Annotated in this window: 18 protein-coding genes; 13 read left to right on the top strand and 5 right to left on the bottom strand. The window is 68.9% G+C overall.

Going from position 1 to position 16,353, the window contains the following annotated elements; translation table 11 throughout:
- The first annotated feature begins 13 nt into the window (after positions 1 to 13).
- A complete protein-coding gene (locus ACLKOY_RS07460; protein WP_436453065.1) occupies positions 14 to 637 on the top strand; it encodes a TetR/AcrR family transcriptional regulator in 624 nt (207 codons plus the stop codon).
- A gap of 31 nt (positions 638 to 668) precedes the next feature.
- Here the strand turns inward: ACLKOY_RS07460 and ACLKOY_RS07455 are convergent, their stop codons facing one another.
- Together ACLKOY_RS07455 and ACLKOY_RS07450 are read right to left on the bottom strand one after the other, a co-directional pair.
- A complete protein-coding gene (locus ACLKOY_RS07455; protein ID WP_436453064.1) occupies positions 669 to 1,646 on the bottom strand; it encodes an o-succinylbenzoate synthase in 978 nt (325 codons plus the stop codon).
- 59 nt (positions 1,647 to 1,705) lie between these two features.
- Positions 1,706 to 2,725 carry a GNAT family N-acetyltransferase gene (locus ACLKOY_RS07450; protein WP_436453063.1) on the bottom strand — a complete coding sequence of 340 codons (1,020 nt, stop codon included), beginning with the start codon at positions 2,723 to 2,725 and terminating at the stop codon, positions 1,706 to 1,708.
- 115 nt (positions 2,726 to 2,840) lie between these two features.
- Between ACLKOY_RS07450 and ACLKOY_RS07445 the strand changes: the two genes are divergently transcribed.
- The 11 genes from ACLKOY_RS07445 to ACLKOY_RS07395 all read left to right on the top strand — a co-directional run bounded on the left by ACLKOY_RS07445 (position 2,841) and on the right by ACLKOY_RS07395 (position 12,732).
- Positions 2,841 to 3,173: a PadR family transcriptional regulator gene (locus tag ACLKOY_RS07445; protein WP_436453062.1), complete on the top strand. Its 333-nt coding sequence runs from the start codon at positions 2,841 to 2,843 to the stop codon at positions 3,171 to 3,173.
- Position 3,174: 1 nt separating this feature from the next.
- Positions 3,175 to 4,134: a permease prefix domain 1-containing protein gene (locus tag ACLKOY_RS07440; RefSeq protein ID WP_436453061.1), complete on the top strand. Its 960-nt coding sequence runs from the start codon at positions 3,175 to 3,177 to the stop codon at positions 4,132 to 4,134.
- A 79-nt stretch (positions 4,135 to 4,213) separates the two neighbouring features.
- Positions 4,214 to 5,125, top strand: coding sequence for a 1,4-dihydroxy-2-naphthoyl-CoA synthase (locus ACLKOY_RS07435; protein WP_140036302.1), 912 nt, complete (start codon positions 4,214 to 4,216; stop codon positions 5,123 to 5,125).
- 16 nt (positions 5,126 to 5,141) lie between these two features.
- Positions 5,142 to 6,302 carry an AMP-binding protein gene (locus tag ACLKOY_RS07430; RefSeq protein ID WP_436453060.1) on the top strand — a complete coding sequence of 387 codons (1,161 nt, stop codon included), beginning with the start codon at positions 5,142 to 5,144 and terminating at the stop codon, positions 6,300 to 6,302.
- Positions 6,303 to 6,355: 53 nt separating this feature from the next.
- On the top strand, positions 6,356 to 7,147 hold the full coding sequence (locus ACLKOY_RS07425) for a class I SAM-dependent methyltransferase (RefSeq protein WP_436453059.1): 792 nt from the start codon (positions 6,356 to 6,358) through the stop codon (positions 7,145 to 7,147).
- Between the two features lie 64 nt (positions 7,148 to 7,211).
- Positions 7,212 to 8,387, top strand: coding sequence for a sensor histidine kinase (locus ACLKOY_RS07420; RefSeq protein ID WP_436453058.1), 1,176 nt, complete (start codon positions 7,212 to 7,214; stop codon positions 8,385 to 8,387).
- A complete protein-coding gene (locus ACLKOY_RS07415) occupies positions 8,384 to 9,019 on the top strand; it encodes a response regulator (RefSeq protein ID WP_436453057.1) in 636 nt (211 codons plus the stop codon). Before ACLKOY_RS07420 ends, ACLKOY_RS07415 begins: the two co-directional genes overlap by 4 nt.
- Before the next feature lie 98 nt (positions 9,020 to 9,117).
- Positions 9,118 to 9,879 carry an ABC transporter ATP-binding protein gene (locus ACLKOY_RS07410; protein ID WP_140036307.1) on the top strand — a complete coding sequence of 254 codons (762 nt, stop codon included), beginning with the start codon at positions 9,118 to 9,120 and terminating at the stop codon, positions 9,877 to 9,879.
- Complete coding sequence (locus tag ACLKOY_RS07405) at positions 9,876 to 11,348, top strand: FtsX-like permease family protein (protein ID WP_436453056.1); 1,473 nt, start codon at positions 9,876 to 9,878, stop codon at positions 11,346 to 11,348. The genes ACLKOY_RS07410 and ACLKOY_RS07405 overlap by 4 nt, the downstream gene beginning before the upstream one ends.
- Before the next feature lie 82 nt (positions 11,349 to 11,430).
- Complete coding sequence (locus ACLKOY_RS07400) at positions 11,431 to 12,087, top strand: 2-phosphosulfolactate phosphatase (RefSeq protein WP_363571932.1); 657 nt, start codon at positions 11,431 to 11,433, stop codon at positions 12,085 to 12,087.
- A 138-nt stretch (positions 12,088 to 12,225) separates the two neighbouring features.
- Positions 12,226 to 12,732, top strand: a complete 507-nt coding sequence (locus tag ACLKOY_RS07395; protein WP_436453055.1) for a DUF3054 domain-containing protein — start codon at positions 12,226 to 12,228, stop codon at positions 12,730 to 12,732.
- An 86-nt stretch (positions 12,733 to 12,818) separates the two neighbouring features.
- Here ACLKOY_RS07395 and ACLKOY_RS07390 read toward each other — a convergent pair whose 3' ends face one another.
- The 3 genes from ACLKOY_RS07390 to ACLKOY_RS07380 form a co-directional block, all read right to left on the bottom strand.
- Positions 12,819 to 13,307 carry a SprT-like domain-containing protein gene (locus ACLKOY_RS07390; RefSeq protein WP_436453054.1) on the bottom strand — a complete coding sequence of 163 codons (489 nt, stop codon included), beginning with the start codon at positions 13,305 to 13,307 and terminating at the stop codon, positions 12,819 to 12,821.
- Positions 13,308 to 13,353: 46 nt separating this feature from the next.
- Positions 13,354 to 13,881: a hypothetical protein gene (locus ACLKOY_RS07385; protein ID WP_290159804.1), complete on the bottom strand. Its 528-nt coding sequence runs from the start codon at positions 13,879 to 13,881 to the stop codon at positions 13,354 to 13,356.
- 111 nt (positions 13,882 to 13,992) lie between these two features.
- The gene (locus ACLKOY_RS07380) at positions 13,993 to 14,853 is read right to left on the bottom strand and encodes a spermidine synthase (protein ID WP_436453053.1); all 861 of its coding nucleotides are present in this window, start codon (positions 14,851 to 14,853) and stop codon (positions 13,993 to 13,995) included.
- 200 nt (positions 14,854 to 15,053) lie between these two features.
- Between ACLKOY_RS07380 and ACLKOY_RS07375 the strand changes: the two genes are divergently transcribed.
- Entirely contained in the window at positions 15,054 to 16,346 is a 1,293-nt protein-coding gene (locus tag ACLKOY_RS07375) for a sugar ABC transporter substrate-binding protein (RefSeq protein ID WP_436453052.1), read from the top strand.
- Positions 16,347 to 16,353 lie beyond the last annotated feature (7 nt).

The following is a 16,353-nucleotide window of genomic DNA, read 5'->3' as shown; positions in this document are numbered from 1 at the left end:
ACAGGAGGATTCGATGACGACACCCGCCACTCGCAGCCGGGAGAACACGCGAGCCAGGCTTCTCGACGCGGCTGCGCAGGTCTTCGCAGAGGTCGGCCTCGACGGCGCCTCGGTCGAAGCGGTCTGCGACCGCGCCGGGTTCACTCGTGGAGCCTTCTATTCGAACTTCGAGTCCAAGGACGAGCTGTTCCTGATGCTCGCCGGCAGCGTCGGCGAGCAACGCGTCAACGGCGTGCGCGCCCGAGTCGCGGAGATCGCCGCAGAGGGCGGCCTGTCAGAGGGGTGTGATCCGGTCGAGCTCGTTCAGCGCATCATGGACGCCGGCGGCGATGACCGGCTCGGCGTGATGCTGATGAGCGAGATCCGCATCCGCGCCCTGCGCGATCATCAGTTCGGCGCGGCCTACCTCGTGCAGGAGCGCGAGATGGTCTCGAGCATCGCGGTGATCATCACCGACATCGTCTCAGTGAGCTCACTCGAGTTGAAGGTTCCGGCCGAGGATGCCGCCCGCATGCTCATGATCCTCTGGGAGGGCATGACCGTTCGCGGTGCGATGGCCGGCCAGGACTCCGATCAGCTGCGGCACGCCGGCAGCGAAGAGCTGGGCAGGCTCGTGCAGCTGCTGCTCGCCGAGTGACGGACCTGCTCGGCCTGCAGATGAGCGCGGCTCAGCGTGCGGTGAGCGCCTCGTAGCAGCGGCTGAGGCGATCGAGCCACCAGTCGCGACGGTCGTCGTCAGCGGCGAGTCGAGTCAGTGCGGCCGCATCCGGCGTCACGCGCCCGGCGGGGATCGAGCCCTCGACCGGCCGCAGGTCGGCGACGTCGTCGAGGAACAGGGATGCGGTGCCGAGCCCGCAGTCGTAGTCGAGCGTCGGCAGGGCGGCGGCGAGGGCGGCGCCCTGCGAGAGTCCGATCGCGGTGTCGAGCGCACTGGACACGACCACGGGAAGGCCGGCGGCGGTGATGATCTGCAGCGCGTGGGTGATTCCCCCCAGCGGCTGCGCCTTGATCACGAGCAGGTCGGCTGCCTTCTCCCGCGCGACCGCAAGCGGGTCGGACGACTTGCGAATGCTCTCGTCGGCCGCGACCGGGATGCCCATGTACTTCACGCGGGTGCGCAGTTCGGCGAGCTCGGGCACCGTCGCGCAGGGCTGCTCGACGTACTCGAGATCGAACTCGTTGAGGGCATGCACCGCATGCTCGGCCTCGTCGACGTTCCAGGCCCCGTTCGCGTCCACGCGGATGCGTCCTTCCGGGCCCATCGCCTCTCGCACGGCTCGCACACGAGCGACGTCGTCCGCCAGCGTCTGGCCGGGCTCGGCGACCTTGACCTTCGCGGTGCGGCACCCGGCGAAGCGGGCCAGCACCTCGGCGACCCGCGCCGCCTCGATGGCGGGGATCGTGGCGTTCACACCGATGCGCTCGCGCAGGGGTGCCGGCTGCGACCGCCACGCGAAGTCGATCGCCGCAGCGAGCCAGGTCGCCGCTTCGGCATCCTCATACTCCAGGAACGGGGAGAACTCCGCCCAGCCCTCGGGGCCTTCGAAGAGCAGCGCCTCTCGGGTGTCCACTCCCCGGAAGCGGGTGTGCATCGGAAGCGAGACGACCCTGGCCGAGGCGAGCAGATCTGCGAGCGGTGGGAGCATGTGCTCATTCTGCTCTGTCCGAGCCGCCTCCGGGGATCCGCCGTGCCGACGGAGTCTCCTCAGATCAGACGCTTCTGCAGTTCGCCCAGTCGTTCGCTCGGGCGGAAGCCGAGCAGTGTGTTCACGGCGAGCATGTGCGCATTCGATTCCGCGTTGTAGGTGTAGATGGCACGTGCCTGAGGCGTCTCACGGTGCAGCATCCGCAGGTTGGCGACCTTGACCGCGATGCCGAGCCGGTGGCCACGATCGGCCGTACGCACGAGCGTTCCCCACTGATACGCGTTGCCGTCGTCGGTCGACACGACGAGCTGTGAATAGGCGGCGGCGTCGCCGTCCGGCGCGAGTGCGATCGTCCCGAACGAGATGCGGCCCTGCAGGTCGAGCAATTCCTCGTTCTCCCGGATGCTGTCGACGTCGGGCTTCTGCGGTTCGATGTCGAGCTCGCCGGTCGGCGCCTCGGTCTCGAGCGTCGCGTCGAGGATCGTCCAGCGCTCGACGACGTCGTCGGGGATGCGGCCGACCCAGCTCCGGATCTCGTACTGCGCGATCGCAGCTGCGATGTCGCTCTCTATCTGGTCGAGCAGTCCGGGGTCCACAGGCAGGGGCAGTCTGCTCTGCACGTCGCCGAGAGCGAGGCTGTATCCGTGTCGCCTGGCGAACTCGCGGCCGGGGGACCCCGCTCCCTCCGCACCGAGCTCGAAGGGCCACGACGCCGAACCCTGCGCCGTCGTGCGGTCGGATGCCACGGCTTCGCGCTCGAGGAAGGCGAGTGCCTCCGTACCGATGCCCCGTCGTCTGTGGCGTGGCGGCACGCTGATCGCGAGGTGTGCGACGTGCGTGTTGTCCTTGAGCGGCAGTCCGAGGCTCGCGGATCCGACGACGTCCGCGCCGTCGCGAAGCAGATAGGCGCGCCGGTCGACGACGGCCGATTGCTGCTGCAGCTCGCTGCGGCTCTCCGCCCGAGACCAGACGACGGCATCCGTGCCGCGGTCCGCTCGTTCGGCGGTGGCGTAGCACTCCCACCAGGCGCGCACCTCGGCGTCGTCGAACGGATCTATGCGGGAGATCTCGATCGTCATGCCCCCACGGTAGTTGCTCGATGGGGAGGTGCCGAGGGGTCGCATGCGTGGTGCATGACCCGTCACACAGATGTGTGATTGACAATGGTGTGTGATACACAGTAATGTGATCGAGATGAACGAGACCCTCGACACGCATCTGCAGGAACTGCGCCGCGGCACCGTGGTGCTGGCCTGCCTGCAGCTGCTGCGCACTGCGGGGTACGGCTACGGACTGCTCGAAGACCTCGAGCGCCGCGGCTTCGCCACCGACGCGAACACGCTGTACCCGCTGCTTCGCAGGCTCGAGAAGCAGGAGTACCTCACGAGCGAGTGGAACACCGACGAGGCGCGGCCCCGCAAGTTCTACCGCACCTCGGAAGCCGGCATTCGGCTCGCCGACACCCTGACCGAAGAATGGCGATCGCTGACCGCGGCGATCGCGACCCTCACAGCTGAGGAGATCTGACATGACAACGACAGCGACACTCACGGAGCGCTATATCAGCGCCACGATCCGCAGCCTCAGGCCCGAGGTGCAGGACGACGTTCGCGCAGAGCTCGAAGCGTCGATCGCGGATGCGATCGACGCGAGGCTCGACCAGGGCGAGGCGCAGGCAGACGCCGAACGCTCCGTCCTCACCGAACTCGGCGACCCCGGCATCCTCGCCGCGGGCTATGCCGACCGCCCGCTGCACCTGATCGGCCCCAAGTACTACCTCGTCTGGTGGCGGCTGCTGAAGCTGCTGCTGATCATCGTTCCGATCTGTGCGTTCGGCGGTGTCATGCTCGGACAACTCATCGACGGCGCCCCGACGGGCGAGATCATCGGGGCGGCCGTGGTGGCGGCTCTCGGTTCCATCGTCCACGTCGGGTTCTGGGTGACGCTCGTGTTCTTCGTCCTCGAGCGCACCGGCGCCGACACCGGAGTGAAGTGGAGCGTCGACCAGCTGCCCGAACCCACGCAGAACGGTGCCGGTCGCGCCGACGCCATCGCCTCGATCGTCTTCCTCGTGCTCGGCGCGGGGGCGGTGTTCTGGGACGCGTTCGTCGGCTTCTTCCCGACCGAGGGCGCTCCGATCGCCCTGCTGAACCCGGCGCTGTGGCCGTGGGGCATCACGTTCCTCCTCGCGCTCTTCGTCGCAGAGGCGTTGTTGGCCGTGGCCGTCTACGCCCAGCGTCGCTGGACGATCGGCACCGCGGTTGTCAACACGGCGCTCGCGGTGGTGTTCGCGGCCTGGTCGCTGACGCTGCTGGTGAAGGGAGAACTGCTCAATCCGGAGTTCCTCAGCTACGTCTTCACCGACAACGGTGTGACCGATGAGACGATGCGCATCCTGACCGTGATCACCGGCTTCGCTCTCGTCGCCTTCCCCCTGTGGGACATCATCGACGGATGGATCAAGACCGCTCGCGCTCGCCGCGGCTGACCGCAGATCCCAGACGGCGTCGCCTCTTCGGGGCGACGCCGTCTGCGGCTGCAACCCCCGCGGGAATAGGCTGGATGCTGTGACCAGCGCATTCGTCTCAGACCTGTTCGACCCGGACGAATGGGTGCTCGCGCCCGGTGCCGAGGACTACACCGACATCACCGCCCACGTCAGCACCGACGGTGGAGTCGCCCGCATCGCGTTCAACCGCCCAGAGGTGCGCAATGCCTTCCGTCCGCACACGGTCGATGAGCTCTATCGCGCGCTCGACGACGCACGGCAGAACCCTCGCATCGGTGCTGTACTGCTCACAGGCAACGGGCCGAGTCCGAAGGACGGGGGCTGGGCATTCTGCTCGGGCGGCGACCAGCGCATCCGCGGCCGCGACGGCTACAAGTACTCCGACGACGAGAAGACCGTGCACGACCCCGCGCGGGCCGGTCGCCTGCACATCCTCGAGGTCCAGCGCCTCATCCGCTTCATGCCCAAGGTCGTCATCGCCGTCGTCCCCGGGTGGGCGGCCGGTGGCGGGCATTCGCTGCACGTGGTCTGCGACCTCACGATCGCCTCGGCCGAGGAGGCGCGGTTCAAGCAGACCGATGCCGACGTCGGCAGCTTCGACGCCGGCTACGGTTCGGCGTACATGGCGAGGCAGACCGGTCAGAAGTTCGCGCGCGAGGTGTTCTTCCTCGCGGAGGAGTACTCGGCCCAGCGTGCCTACGAGGCGGGGGCCGTGAACCGGGTCGTTCCCCACGCCGAGCTCGAGCGCGAAGCGTTGAAGATGGCGCGCACCGTGCTCACCAAGTCGCCCACGGCGATCCGCATGCTGAAGTTCGCGTTCAACGCGGTCGACGACGGGCTCGTCGGGCAGCAGGTGTTCGCGGGCGAGGCCACGCGTCTCGCCTACGGCACCGATGAAGCGGTCGAGGGTCGAGACTCGTTCCTCGAGAAGCGCGACGCCGACTGGTCGTCGTTCCCCTGGCACTACTGAGCGGATCGAGTTCCACATGGTCGCGCTGACGCCGACGGATGCCGAGGATCCGGCCGAACTGCGCGACGCCCTGGCGCGGGCGCTCGACGGCGGGCCCGCGCTCGGGTTCGGGATGCTCGGCGATGCACCGACGTGGGTGCCGGACGGCACAGCCGTGGTGATCGCCACCTCCGGCTCGAGCGGTGTTCCCAAACGCGTCGCTCTGAGCGGCGAGGCGCTGCGCGCGAGTGTCGAAGCCACGGCGGCAAGGGTCGGCGGCGGACGCTGGCTGCTCGCCCTCCCGGCCGGATACGTGGCGGGGCTCCAGGTGATCGTGAGGTCTCTGATCGCCGGCACGCACCCGGTCGCGTTGAGCGGTCGCTTCTCACCGGAGTCCTTCGCCGATGCGACGCTGTCCATGCTCCGGCCGTCGTCCGGAGCCTCCCTCTCGATCCCCGAGCTGTACACATCCCTCGTCCCCGCACAGCTGTCGACGCTGCTCGATGCCGCGGAAGACGCGCCCGTCCGCGCCGCGCTGCGGGCGTACCGCGCGATCCTGGTCGGGGGGCAGGCGCTGCCGGTGCCTCTGCGGGAGCGTGCCGCCGATCTCGGCGTCCGGCTCGTCCGCACCTACGGTTCCACCGAGACCAGCGGAGGATGCGTGTACGACGGCGTGCCCCTAGACACGGTCGCCGTGCGCACTGTGGACGGCGAGCTGCGCATCGCCGGGCCGATGCTCGCCGACGGCTACCTCGGTGACGGGGAGCTGACGGCGAAGAACTTCTCGCGTGACGAACACGGCATCCGCTGGTACCACACGGGCGATCTCGGGCTCTTCGACGACGGCGTGGTGCGGGTGCACGGTCGTGCCGACAACGTGATCGTCTCGGGCGGCATCAACATCTCTCTCGACCGCGTCGAGCGTGTGGTTCGCGGCGTACCAGGACTCACGGGCGCCGTGGTCGTCGGCGTGCCGGACGAACGATGGGGCGAGGCCTCGGTCATCGTCGCGCCCCGGGGCGAGGCGCTGCGGCGCAGCGAGGCCGAGCAGCTCGCGCACGCGCGGGAGATGGTCGCCGACGAGCTCGGCAAGCATGCGCGCCCCGTGCGGCTGATCATGGTCGACGAGCTCGCCGTGCTGGCCTCCGGCAAGCCGGATCGCGAGACGATCCGGCGGGCCGTCCTCGAGCTGCACTGAGCTGCACTGACGGTCGATTCCGTTCTGCAAGAGGTTTCTTGCCAGACTGAGTCATGGCCACCTACACGCACGGACATCACGAGACCGTCCTCCGCTCGCACAGCAGCCGCGACATCTCCAACTCCGCCGAGTACCTCCGCCCGCACCTGGCCGAGACCACCAGGCTTCTCGACGTCGGAGCGGGGCCCGGCAGCATCACGGTCGACTTCGCAGCGATCGTCGCTCACGTGACGGCGACCGAGATCGACGAGCACGCGCTCTCACTCTCGCGCGATCTCGCGTCGAGCAAGGGGCTGCACAACCTCGACTTCGCGGTTGAAGACGTGCATGCGCTGAGCTTCGCCGACGACACCTTCGATGTCGTGCACGCACACCAGGTGCTGCAGCACGTCGGTGATCCCGTGCAGGCGCTTCGCGAGATGCGCCGTGTGACGGTGCCGGGGGGAGTGGTGGCGGCACGCGACGCCGACTACGCGGGCTTCATCTGGTTTCCCATGCTGCCCGAGCTCGACCGATGGCTCGACCTCTACCGGCGAGCGGCACGAGCCAACGGCGGAGAGCCCGACGCCGGGCGACGTCTGCTCGCCTGGGCACGCGCGGCCGGGTTCGACGACGTGACCGCGACGACCTCCAACTGGACCTACGCGACTCCCGAGGATCGCGCCTGGTGGGGTGGCATGTGGGCAGACCGCATCCTCGAGTCCGCGCTCGCCCGGCAGCTGGTCGACAGCGACATGGCGACGCCGAACGACCTCCAGGCGATCAGCGACGCGTGGAAGCGCTGGGCCGACGACGGCGACGGGTGGTACCTCGTGCCGCACGGCGAGATCATCGCCCGCGCCTGACACGCGCCGCGGATACATCTGCAGGCGGATGCGGGGCGGATGCCGAGCCGCGTAGCGTGGGGGAGTGATCCGCCCGCTCTCCCGTACGGCGCTCGTGCTCGACATCGTCGGGGCGGCGCTGCTCTTCGTCATCCTCACGCCTTTCTCGGTCGTCTTCTACGGTCCGGGGACGATCGGCCAGGGAGTCGACGGTGCTGCGGTCGCGGCGGTCGTGATCGCGGGCATCCTGATGTTCGGCGGCGTCGCGATCGGCAGGCTCGCTCCCGGGCTCGCGCTCGCCGCGGCCTGGGCGGGGGCGATCGTGCAGATGCTCTCCGGATTCGGGCCGCTTCCCATCGACGTCGCCATCCTCCTCGTGCTCTATGCGACTGCCGCCTGGGGGTCGCGGGTCGTTCTGTGGTGGGGATTCGGCTCGGCGCTGTTCGGGGCTTTCGTGTCGGCGGTCTACCTGGTGGTCGTGACCGGTGTGACCTCCGGAACCAGCGGCTGGGATCAGCTGACCACCGGCACTCTGCTTCTCGTCGTCTCTGTGCTCGCTCTCGGCTTCGCGTGGGTCTGCGGCCTGCTGTGGCGCGTCATCCTCCGCGCTCGTCGCACACGATCCGCGCAGCTCGAGGCGGAGTCGCTCGCGGCTGAGGAGCAGGAGCGCGTGCGAATCGCCCGCGACATGCACGACATCGTCGCTCATTCCCTGGCAGTGGTGATCGCGCAGGCCGACGGCGCCAGGTATGCGGCCGCCGCTAAGCCCGAGATGGCCACCGAGGCGCTGGGCACCATCGCCCAGACCGCTCGCAGTGCCCTGAGCGACGTGCGCCTGCTGCTCACCCAGCTGCGCCACCGACAGGGCGACGGCCCCCAGCCGACGCTCGCAGACCTCGAAGCGCTGTTCGCGCAGGTTCGTCAGGCAGGCGTCGAGCCCCGCATCACCGTCGATCCGATGCCACCGGGGGAACCGCCGGGGGCGATCCAGCTCGCGGTGTACCGGATCCTGCAGGAGGCGCTCACCAATGCCATCCGACACGGCGACGGGGCGGTCGATGTGCACCTCGCCTGGCTTCCTGATCGCGTCGACATCCAGGTGCGCAACACCGTGGGCCGCGAGCAGCCGCAGATCGGCGCCGGCCACGGAGTGATCGGCATGCGCGAACGCGCGCAGCTCGTGGGCGGTAGCCTTCAGGCGGAGCGTCAGGGCGCACAGTTCGTCGTCGCCGCGTCGCTCCCGATCGGAGAAGTCGCATGATCAGGGTCGTCCTCGTCGATGATCAGGCGCTGTTCCGCGCCGGGGTCCGCATGCTGCTCGCCTCGCAACCCGACCTCGACGTGGTCGGCGAAGCGGGCGACGGCCGAGAGGGCGTCTCCATCGTGCGCGCGACCCGGCCGGATGTGGTGCTGATGGACATCAGGATGCCGGTCATGGACGGCTTGGCCGCGACCGCCGAGATCCTCGCTCAGCCCGACCCTCCCCGCATCGTGATGCTGACCACCTTCGACCTCGACGAGGCGGCCGCTCGCGCCATCCGTCAGGGGGCCAGCGGGTTCCTTCTCAAGGACGCCGACCCCGAGTTCCTCCTCGCGGCGATCCGCACCGTCCACTCCGGTTCGAGCGTGATCGCCGCCTCGGCCACGCGTGAGCTGTTCGAGCACTTCGCCGAGGCGCCGAAACCGGTGCCCGTGCAGTTCTCCGCGCTGACCGACCGTGAGCGCGAGATCTTCGCGCTCGCAGCCAGGGGGCTGTCGAACTCCGAGATCGCCGCTCGCGAATACCTCAGCGAGGCGACCGTGAAGACCCACATCAGCCGCATCCTGACGAAGCTGTCCCTGCGCGACCGAGTGCAGCTCGTGGTCTTCGCCTTCGAGCACGGGCTCGCCTGACCTGACCGAACGGGCGCCGCGGGATCATCCTTGCGATGTAGACGGATGCGCCGTCAGGGCGACGTGGTGGCACACCCGCCGTCCGTAGCGTCGAAGGCATGGAGATCACGACCACCGACCTCGGGCTCGCAGCCCGCGTCCAGCACCTCACGAAGACCTACGGCGCCGGCGAGGGCACCGTCCACGCGCTGGACGACGTCAGCGTCGGCATCCGCCGTGGGCAGTTCACCGCCATCATGGGTCCGTCCGGTTCGGGAAAGTCCACGCTCATGCACATCATGGCCGGCCTCGACACCCCGACGCAGGGGAGGAGCTGGATCGGCGACACCGAGATCACGGAACTCGGAGATCTCGACCTGACGATCCTTCGCCGACGCCGAGTCGGATTCATCTTCCAGGCGTTCAACCTCGTGCCGACGCTCACCGCCCTCGGAAACATCATGCTGCCGTTCGAGCTCGACGGACGCCGACCGAGCGCGATCGAGAAGGCGCGCATCGACGGATTGATCGAGACCCTCGGGCTCGGCTCACGGCTGCAGCACCGACCGCATCAGCTGTCGGGCGGCCAGCAGCAGCGCGTCGCGATCGCCCGTGCGCTCGCCACGGCACCCGACCTGGTCTTCGCCGATGAGCCGACCGGAAACCTCGACTCGAAGACCGGACGCGAGGTGCTGCAGCTGCTCGCGACCGCGAGCCGCGAGCACGGGCAGTCGATCGCGATGGTCACGCACGACGCGATCGCGGCGAGCTACGCCGACCGGGTGCTGTTCCTCGGCGACGGGCGGATCGTCGCCGATCACCCGCGTCAGAGCGCTGAGCAGATCTCGGCATACATGCTGGCCGCCGAGGTCGCGGCATGAGCGCCGTCATCGACTCCCCGACCCGCACGGTCGTCCCGCAGACGTCCGCGACCGGTCCGCGACTGTCCTGGCTGCGCGACCGAGGGATGGGAGCCAGCATCCTCGTCGCGACGCTCTCGGCGGCCTTCGGGGTGGTGCTGGTCGAGACCACGGCGTATCTCGGAGCGGTGCTGCAGGCAGACCCGTTCATCGGCGACAGCGAGACCCTCGCATTCGTGGTCGGGCTGCTCTCGGTGCTCCTCACGGGCGTCGCGATGTACGTCGCGGCGATCGTCACCGCCAACACCTTCTCGACGATCATCGCCGGACGCACGCGTCGGATCGCACTCATGCGCCTCATCGGCGCGACCGCACGGTCGCAGCGCGCTGAGGTCGGCAGACAGGGCTTCGTGGTCGGCGTGATCGGCGCGGCGCTGGGCCTGCTCGCGGGTCTCGCGATCGCTGCTGTCGGAGTGCAGATCGGATCCGGACTGATCGAGAACCTGCCGCAGGGATTCACGCTCGCCCAGCCGTTCATCGCCCTGCCTGTGATCGGCGTCGCTCTCACCACCTGGGCGGCGGCCTGGGCGGGATCCAGACGCGTGCTCACCGTCACACCGCTGCAGGCGATCGGCGGCTCGGTCGAGCGCAGCCACGACGAGATGTCGCGCCCCGGGCGTCACATCGGCGCATGGGTGCTGCTCGTCGCCGGCACCGTCCTGCTGGCGGCAGGCGTCGTCGTAGGTCTCGCGCATCCACTCGGCGTGGTCGTCGCGTTCTTCGGCGGGCTGCTGTCATTCACCGGACTCGCGCTCGGCTCGGTGCTGTTCATGCCACCCGTGCTGCGTCTGGTGGGGCGGATGTTCGGATCGAGCGCCACCGCACGGCTCGCGGCCGAGAATGCCCTGCGCTATCCGGAGCGCTCGTCGCGCATGGCGATCGGCGTGGTGATGGGGGTCACGCTCGTCACGATGTTCGCGGTCGCGCTCGAATCGGTCAAGCAGATGCTGATCGGTCAGGTAGAGGGCGAGACGCCTGCCGAGTTCTTCACACCGTTCGACGCCTTCGCGTCGGTGATGATGGTGCTCGTCGCCGTCTCGGCGGTGATCGCCGCGGTCGGCCTGGTCAACCTGCTGACCATCGGCGTCGTGCAGCGCCGTCGCGAGCTCGGACTCCTCCGCTCGATCGGACTGTCCAACGGGCAGGTGCGTCGCATGGTGCTGCTGGAGGCCGCGCACATCACGGTGGCCGCGACGCTGACCGGGTTGATCCTGGGCATCGCGTACGGATGGATCGCGGCGCAGTCTCTGCTCGGATCCGTGCCGACCCTGCCCGACTTCGAGCCCGCAGGGCTCGTCGCGCCTCACGTGCCGTGGCTGCCGGTCGTGATCATCGTCGCGGCGACCGCGGTGCTGACCCTGGTCGCGGCTGCGACGCCGACCCGTCTCGCCACCCGGGTGGCTCCGGTCGACGCGCTCGCCGCAGACTGACGGTGACGTGCGTCCAGCACGCCCCGTGACCCAATCGGTCATCGGGGCGTTCTGGCGCATCCGGTCGTTCTAGGCTGGACGGATGCCGTCTCCGTTCGACCAGTCCACTTATCAGGTGCGCCTCGAGTGGGGCGTCGAAGGACTCGACCGCCTCGCATCCGCCGACGTCGTCGTGGTCGTCGACGTGCTCCGCTTCTCATCGACAGTGGCAGACACCGTCGCATCCGGATCCGCCGTCTCGCTCGACGACGCACGGGCGTGGTCTCGCAACGGCGCAGCGGTCGCCGCCCGCGCCGGTGAGGCCGTGGTGCTGGTCGGAAGTCTCCGCAACGCCTCGGCAGTGGCGCGGGCGATCGCGACGCTGCAGGATCGCAATCAGGCGCGCACATCGGTGAACGTGATCGCGGCGGGCGAAGCCGACGCCGACGGTGCGGTGCGGTTCGCGGTCGAAGACCACCTGGGGGCCGGAGCGATCGTCGCCGCGTTGACCGATCTCGGCATCGACCACACTGCGCCGGATGCGGCCGTGGCGGCCGAGGGGTTCCGAGCGCTGAAACGGGCGCTGCGCCACATGGTCAGCGCCAGCGGATCGGCACGCGAGCTCGCAGACGGGGTCGCAGCGACCGATCGGATGCAGGCATCCGGGGCGGTCCCGACGACGACGTCGAGCGCCGCCGAACTCGATGCCCTCGATGTCGTGCCCGTGCTGCGCGACGGGGTCTTCGTCGCGTTCGACTGACCCCTTCGGCCAGGCTCGCGGCGACGGGATCACCGGAACCCCGCGATGGAGCCTCTCGCCGACGTCGACTCGCAGTGCGGTCGGCAACAGGCCGTGTGCTCGGCGCGGGTTTCGGCACTCGCGACGTAGGGTCGTGGCATGAGGTTCGTCCCCGCTTTCATCGTCGATGCCGTCCTGGTGCTCGTCTTCGCCGTGATCGGCCGTGCCTCGCACGGTGAGAGCCCCGGCGGGTTCCTGATCACCGCCTGGCCTTTCCTCGTCGCGCTGCTGGTGGGTCACGTCGCGGCCGCTCTGCTGCCGGCGAGGCCGCGTCGTCCGTGGTCGCTGGTCTGGGGTGCCGTCGTCTGGGCGGTCACGGTCGTCGGCGGACTCCTGCTGCGGGTCGCAGCGGGGGACACCGCTCAGATCGCGTTCATCATCGTCACGACACTCGTGCTCGGAGTCTTCCTCGTCGGCTGGCGCGCCGTGGCGGCATTCCTGCGCAGGCGCGCGGGACGTCCGAGCGACAACAGTTCGATACACGAGGGATCTGCCGACGCGGCAGACGACGACGAGAGCACCGACGATGCGGCTCTCGACGAGGAGGACTCAGAGGCGGAGTCGGCTCCTGAGACCGATCCCGAGTCGGGCCCGCAACCGCGCTGACCGCTGCGGGCGGGTGCGGGGTCGATGTCGCATCGGTATCGGTCTCCTGCCGTGCGTTCTTGACCTTGCAGCGCGCCGGTGGGCTGTCAGCGCGACATCTGGGCGGCGAGCCTCGTGTCGGCCGTGATCTCGCGACGTGTCCAGTCGAAGAGGTAGCGGGCGTCGTACGATCGCGAGCATCGCGCGCACGACGTCGCGCGCGACGGGCGCCGGTGACGGTAGGTGACATGACCGGCGGGGCACCGACCGACCCACGGCGCGAGTTCGACCGCCGTCTCGCCATGATGTGTCGTTCCACCGACATAGCCCAGGTCGCGGGCCACGCGCTTCCAGGTCGCGCCATGGGCAGCCTCGTGACCGGCGAGCGCATGCGCCACCTCGTGCAGCAGCACCTGATGGATCTCGTCGTCGTCGAACCGAGCCGCCAGATATCGGGACACGGTGATGCGCTTCTTCGTGTAGTCGCACTGCCCCGCTCGACGCTTGGCATGGTCGAAGCCGAACGACCAGCTGTCGTCGAGGTGCATCGTGATCAGTGCCTCGCCCCAGACGCGCACCCGGTCAAGTTCCGCCATGCGATCAGGCTAGGCCATACCGCCGACATCGCGGCTCAATACGATCTCAGCCGGCGACGAGCTGCGTCGTACGGCGCCGTTCGGCAGCTTCGATCGCGAGCAGCACCGTCTCGAGCTCCTGGTCCTGGGCTCCCGCTTCACGGCGCAGGAACAGAGACTGCTTGAAGCTCTCGCGGGCCGTCTCGTAATCACCGGCTTCGTAGGCGTTCTTGCCGTGGTGGTGATGGGCGAACGCCGCGATCGAGACCCAGCGCTGCCCTTCCGCCTCGGCGGCGCACGTGGCGAGCTCCTGTGCGGCAGCGGCGTGCGCACCGCGGTACTGCAGGATCGTCGCGTGCAGCACGCGGGCACGCAGGACGTCCTTGCGCGTACCTGCCATGCGCGACTGGCGCACGGCCTCGTCGGCGAGGGGGAGCGCTTCGTCGAGACGGTCGAGGACCTTCAGCAGCCAGACCCGCTCCAGCAGAGCCGGAAGGCTCCGCTGACTCTCGATCTCCTCCAGCCGCGCGGCGCATTCACCGAGGTCGACCAGCTCGCGAAGGCTCTCCTGGTCGTATCCCTGGATGAAACTCATTGCTCTCCTTCCTCAGCGTCCCCCGTCAAGTGTGCCTCGCGACAGCGCCGTCGTCGGGGCGGCACGCCCCACGGCGTCGCATCCGGATCGTGATCCGCGAGATCAGAACGCTCAGCGAAGGAACAGCGAGGCATCCGGGCGGGGGGAGGCCACGGCATCCGCGTCCGTGACCACGCGTGCGCCCTGAACGAAGGCCGTCGCCTCGGCGCCCTGGGCGATCTTCGCAGGATGGGGTCCGGCGGCCAGGATCCGCGGCAGCCATTCGCTCGGCAGGGGAGCGGCCGACGCCGCGATCACGAGGTTGCCGAACCTGCGGCCCTTCAGCACCTGCGTATCGGCGAGGACGCCGATCTCGGGCAGCACCTCGGCGATCGTCGCGACCTGACGCCGCGCGAAGGCGAGGCCGGGGCCGTCGGCGACGTTCACGAGCAGCACGCCTCCGGGTGCGAGAAGCTCGGCGAGTTCGCGGTAGAACTCGATGCTGGTGAGGTGGGCGGGGGTCTGGGCACCCGAGTACACGTCGGACACCACCAGATCGCAATTGCCGACGATGGCCGGCGGAAGACGGCGGACACCCTCGCGGGCGTCACCGATGCGCACCCTGATCGACGCGCCTCTCGGCAGCGGAAGGTGCTCGCGCACGAGTGCGGCCAACGGGGCCTCGAGCTCGATCACCTGCTGCCGCGAACCCGGCCGTGTGGCCTCGATGTAGCGGGGGATCGTCAGCGCTCCCGCTCCGAGGTGCACTGCGGTGAGAGGCCCTTCCGCGAGCTGGTCGATCACGGCGCCCATGCGCACGATGTACTCGAAGTGCAGGTGCGTGGGGTCATCGAGGTCGACGTGCGACTGCGGGGTGTCGTCGACGATGAGCTCGAAGCCGGTGGTGAACTCCGAGGGCACGATGCGGGCTGTGCCTCCGTGGTCGAGACGGGCCTGCGGGTGCTCGGTGTCCTTCGCTCGCGTCCTGCCCATGCTCCGAGACTACGCGCTCACCGCGCTCTGAGACCTTCGGGCGAGAGCCCAGGAGGCGCCGCGAGCCTGCTCGCCGAGGCCGATGTTACGGCCGGATGACGTTTCCGAGAATAACTTGCAGGGAATTAGTTAGTGATGAATACTTTTTCCTAAGTGGTAGGCACCCGATGCCGCCAGGACGTTCAAAGAGGAGATCCCTGATGCACAAGCGCATTCTTCCGGTCGTGGCGCTGGGCGCCGCGGCCACACTGGGCCTGGCGGCCTGTGCCGGTGACGGAGCAGCCACCGGCGGAGCCGTCGACGGAGAGGGCCAGGAGCTCACCGTCTGGATCATGAAGGGCACGAACCCCGACGCGACCGCGTTCTACGACGAGGTGTCGAGCGCCTTCGAAGACGAGACCGGAGCCACGGTCAAGATCGAAGAGATCCAGTGGGCGGATGCTCACGACCGCTTCGTCACGTCGATCGCGGGCGGCACGACGCCCGACATCGCCGAGACGGGCACCACCTGGACGGCGGAGTTCGCGGACGCAGGTGCGCTCGAGCCGCTCGATGAGTATGTCGACGCGGAAGACGGCCTGCGCGACGACCTCGTCGAGGGCCTCGCGGTCGCGGGCACCTACGACGAAGAGCTGTACGGCATGCCGTGGTACGCCGGTGTCCGCTCGATCGTCTACCGCACCGATGTCTTCGACGAGCTCGGTCTCGAGGCTCCGAAGACGTGGGACGACATCGTCACCGCCGGTGAGGCGATCAAGGCCGCAAAGCCCGAGATGCTGCCGTTCCCCGTCGCGGGCGACGCCGAGTTCCAGGTGTACCCCTGGGTCTGGGGTGCGGGCGGCGAGGTCGCGACCCTCGACGGCGAGACCTGGACGAGCGAGCTCGACAGCGATGAGTCGCAGGCCGGCATCGAGTTCTACACCGGACTCGCGACCGAGCACGGCTTCTCCTCCGCCGGTGCCACGACGTGGAAGGAGACCGACCTCCGTGACTCGTTCACTCAGGGGAACGTCGCCATGATGCTCTCGGGCTCGTGGACCCCCAAGGCGCTGATCGAGGCCAACCCCGAGCTCGAAGGCAAGATCGGCGCAGCCGTGATCCCCGGTGAGGACGGCGGAATCGCTCCGTCCGTGCTCGGCGGCTCGCACCTGTCGGTCTTCAACACGACCGAGAACGCCGACCTCGCGTGGGAGTTCGTCAAGCTGATGACCACCGGCGAGTTCGCCGAGCAGTGGGCTGACGAGACCGGCTACTTCCCCGGCGTCCAGTCGGCGATGGAAGAGGCTCTCGCCTCGACCGACCCGCTCGTCGCTCCGTTCGCGCAGCAGATGGTCGAGGGCGGCGCATCCGTGCCCGTCACCCCGAACTTCGGAGCCGTCCAGGCGAAGAAGACCACCAACTCGATGATCCAGGCGATCCTCGGCGGGCAGAAGGACGTCGCCACGGCGACGAAGGATGCCGCAGCCGAGATGACCGAGCTGCTCAACAAGTAAGGCTGTA

It is taken from the genome of Microbacterium sp. K2 (genome assembly GCF_051365005.1).
GTDB lineage: Bacteria > Actinomycetota > Actinomycetes > Actinomycetales > Microbacteriaceae > Microbacterium > Microbacterium foliorum_B.
The sequence above is the reverse complement of the archived record's forward strand: the minus strand, read 5'-3'. Positions and strand labels throughout refer to the sequence as shown.

Excerpts from the sequence above, each read along its gene's own strand:
- ACLKOY_RS07405 (WP_436453056.1), top strand. The coding sequence starts at position 9,876 with ATGAGCGCCGTCATCGACTCCCCGACCCGCACGGTCGTCCCGCAGACG.
- ACLKOY_RS07400 (WP_363571932.1), top strand. The coding sequence starts at position 11,431 with ATGCCGTCTCCGTTCGACCAGTCCACTTATCAGGTGCGCCTCGAGTGG.
- ACLKOY_RS07425 (WP_436453059.1), top strand. The coding sequence starts at position 6,356 with ATGGCCACCTACACGCACGGACATCACGAGACCGTCCTCCGCTCGCAC.
- ACLKOY_RS07445 (WP_436453062.1), top strand. The coding sequence starts at position 2,841 with ATGAACGAGACCCTCGACACGCATCTGCAGGAACTGCGCCGCGGCACC.
- ACLKOY_RS07460 (WP_436453065.1), top strand. The coding sequence starts at position 14 with ATGACGACACCCGCCACTCGCAGCCGGGAGAACACGCGAGCCAGGCTT.
- ACLKOY_RS07375 (WP_436453052.1), top strand. The coding sequence starts at position 15,054 with ATGCACAAGCGCATTCTTCCGGTCGTGGCGCTGGGCGCCGCGGCCACA.
- ACLKOY_RS07455 (WP_436453064.1), bottom strand. The coding sequence starts at position 1,646 with ATGCTCCCACCGCTCGCAGATCTGCTCGCCTCGGCCAGGGTCGTCTCG.
- ACLKOY_RS07450 (WP_436453063.1), bottom strand. The coding sequence starts at position 2,725 with ATGACGATCGAGATCTCCCGCATAGATCCGTTCGACGACGCCGAGGTG.
- ACLKOY_RS07385 (WP_290159804.1), bottom strand. The coding sequence starts at position 13,881 with ATGAGTTTCATCCAGGGATACGACCAGGAGAGCCTTCGCGAGCTGGTC.
- ACLKOY_RS07390 (WP_436453054.1), bottom strand. The coding sequence starts at position 13,307 with ATGGCGGAACTTGACCGGGTGCGCGTCTGGGGCGAGGCACTGATCACG.
- ACLKOY_RS07410 (WP_140036307.1), top strand. The coding sequence starts at position 9,118 with ATGGAGATCACGACCACCGACCTCGGGCTCGCAGCCCGCGTCCAGCAC.
- ACLKOY_RS07415 (WP_436453057.1), top strand. The coding sequence starts at position 8,384 with ATGATCAGGGTCGTCCTCGTCGATGATCAGGCGCTGTTCCGCGCCGGG.
- ACLKOY_RS07395 (WP_436453055.1), top strand. The coding sequence starts at position 12,226 with ATGAGGTTCGTCCCCGCTTTCATCGTCGATGCCGTCCTGGTGCTCGTC.
- ACLKOY_RS07430 (WP_436453060.1), top strand. The coding sequence starts at position 5,142 with ATGGTCGCGCTGACGCCGACGGATGCCGAGGATCCGGCCGAACTGCGC.
- ACLKOY_RS07380 (WP_436453053.1), bottom strand. The coding sequence starts at position 14,853 with ATGGGCAGGACGCGAGCGAAGGACACCGAGCACCCGCAGGCCCGTCTC.
- ACLKOY_RS07440 (WP_436453061.1), top strand. The coding sequence starts at position 3,175 with ATGACAACGACAGCGACACTCACGGAGCGCTATATCAGCGCCACGATC.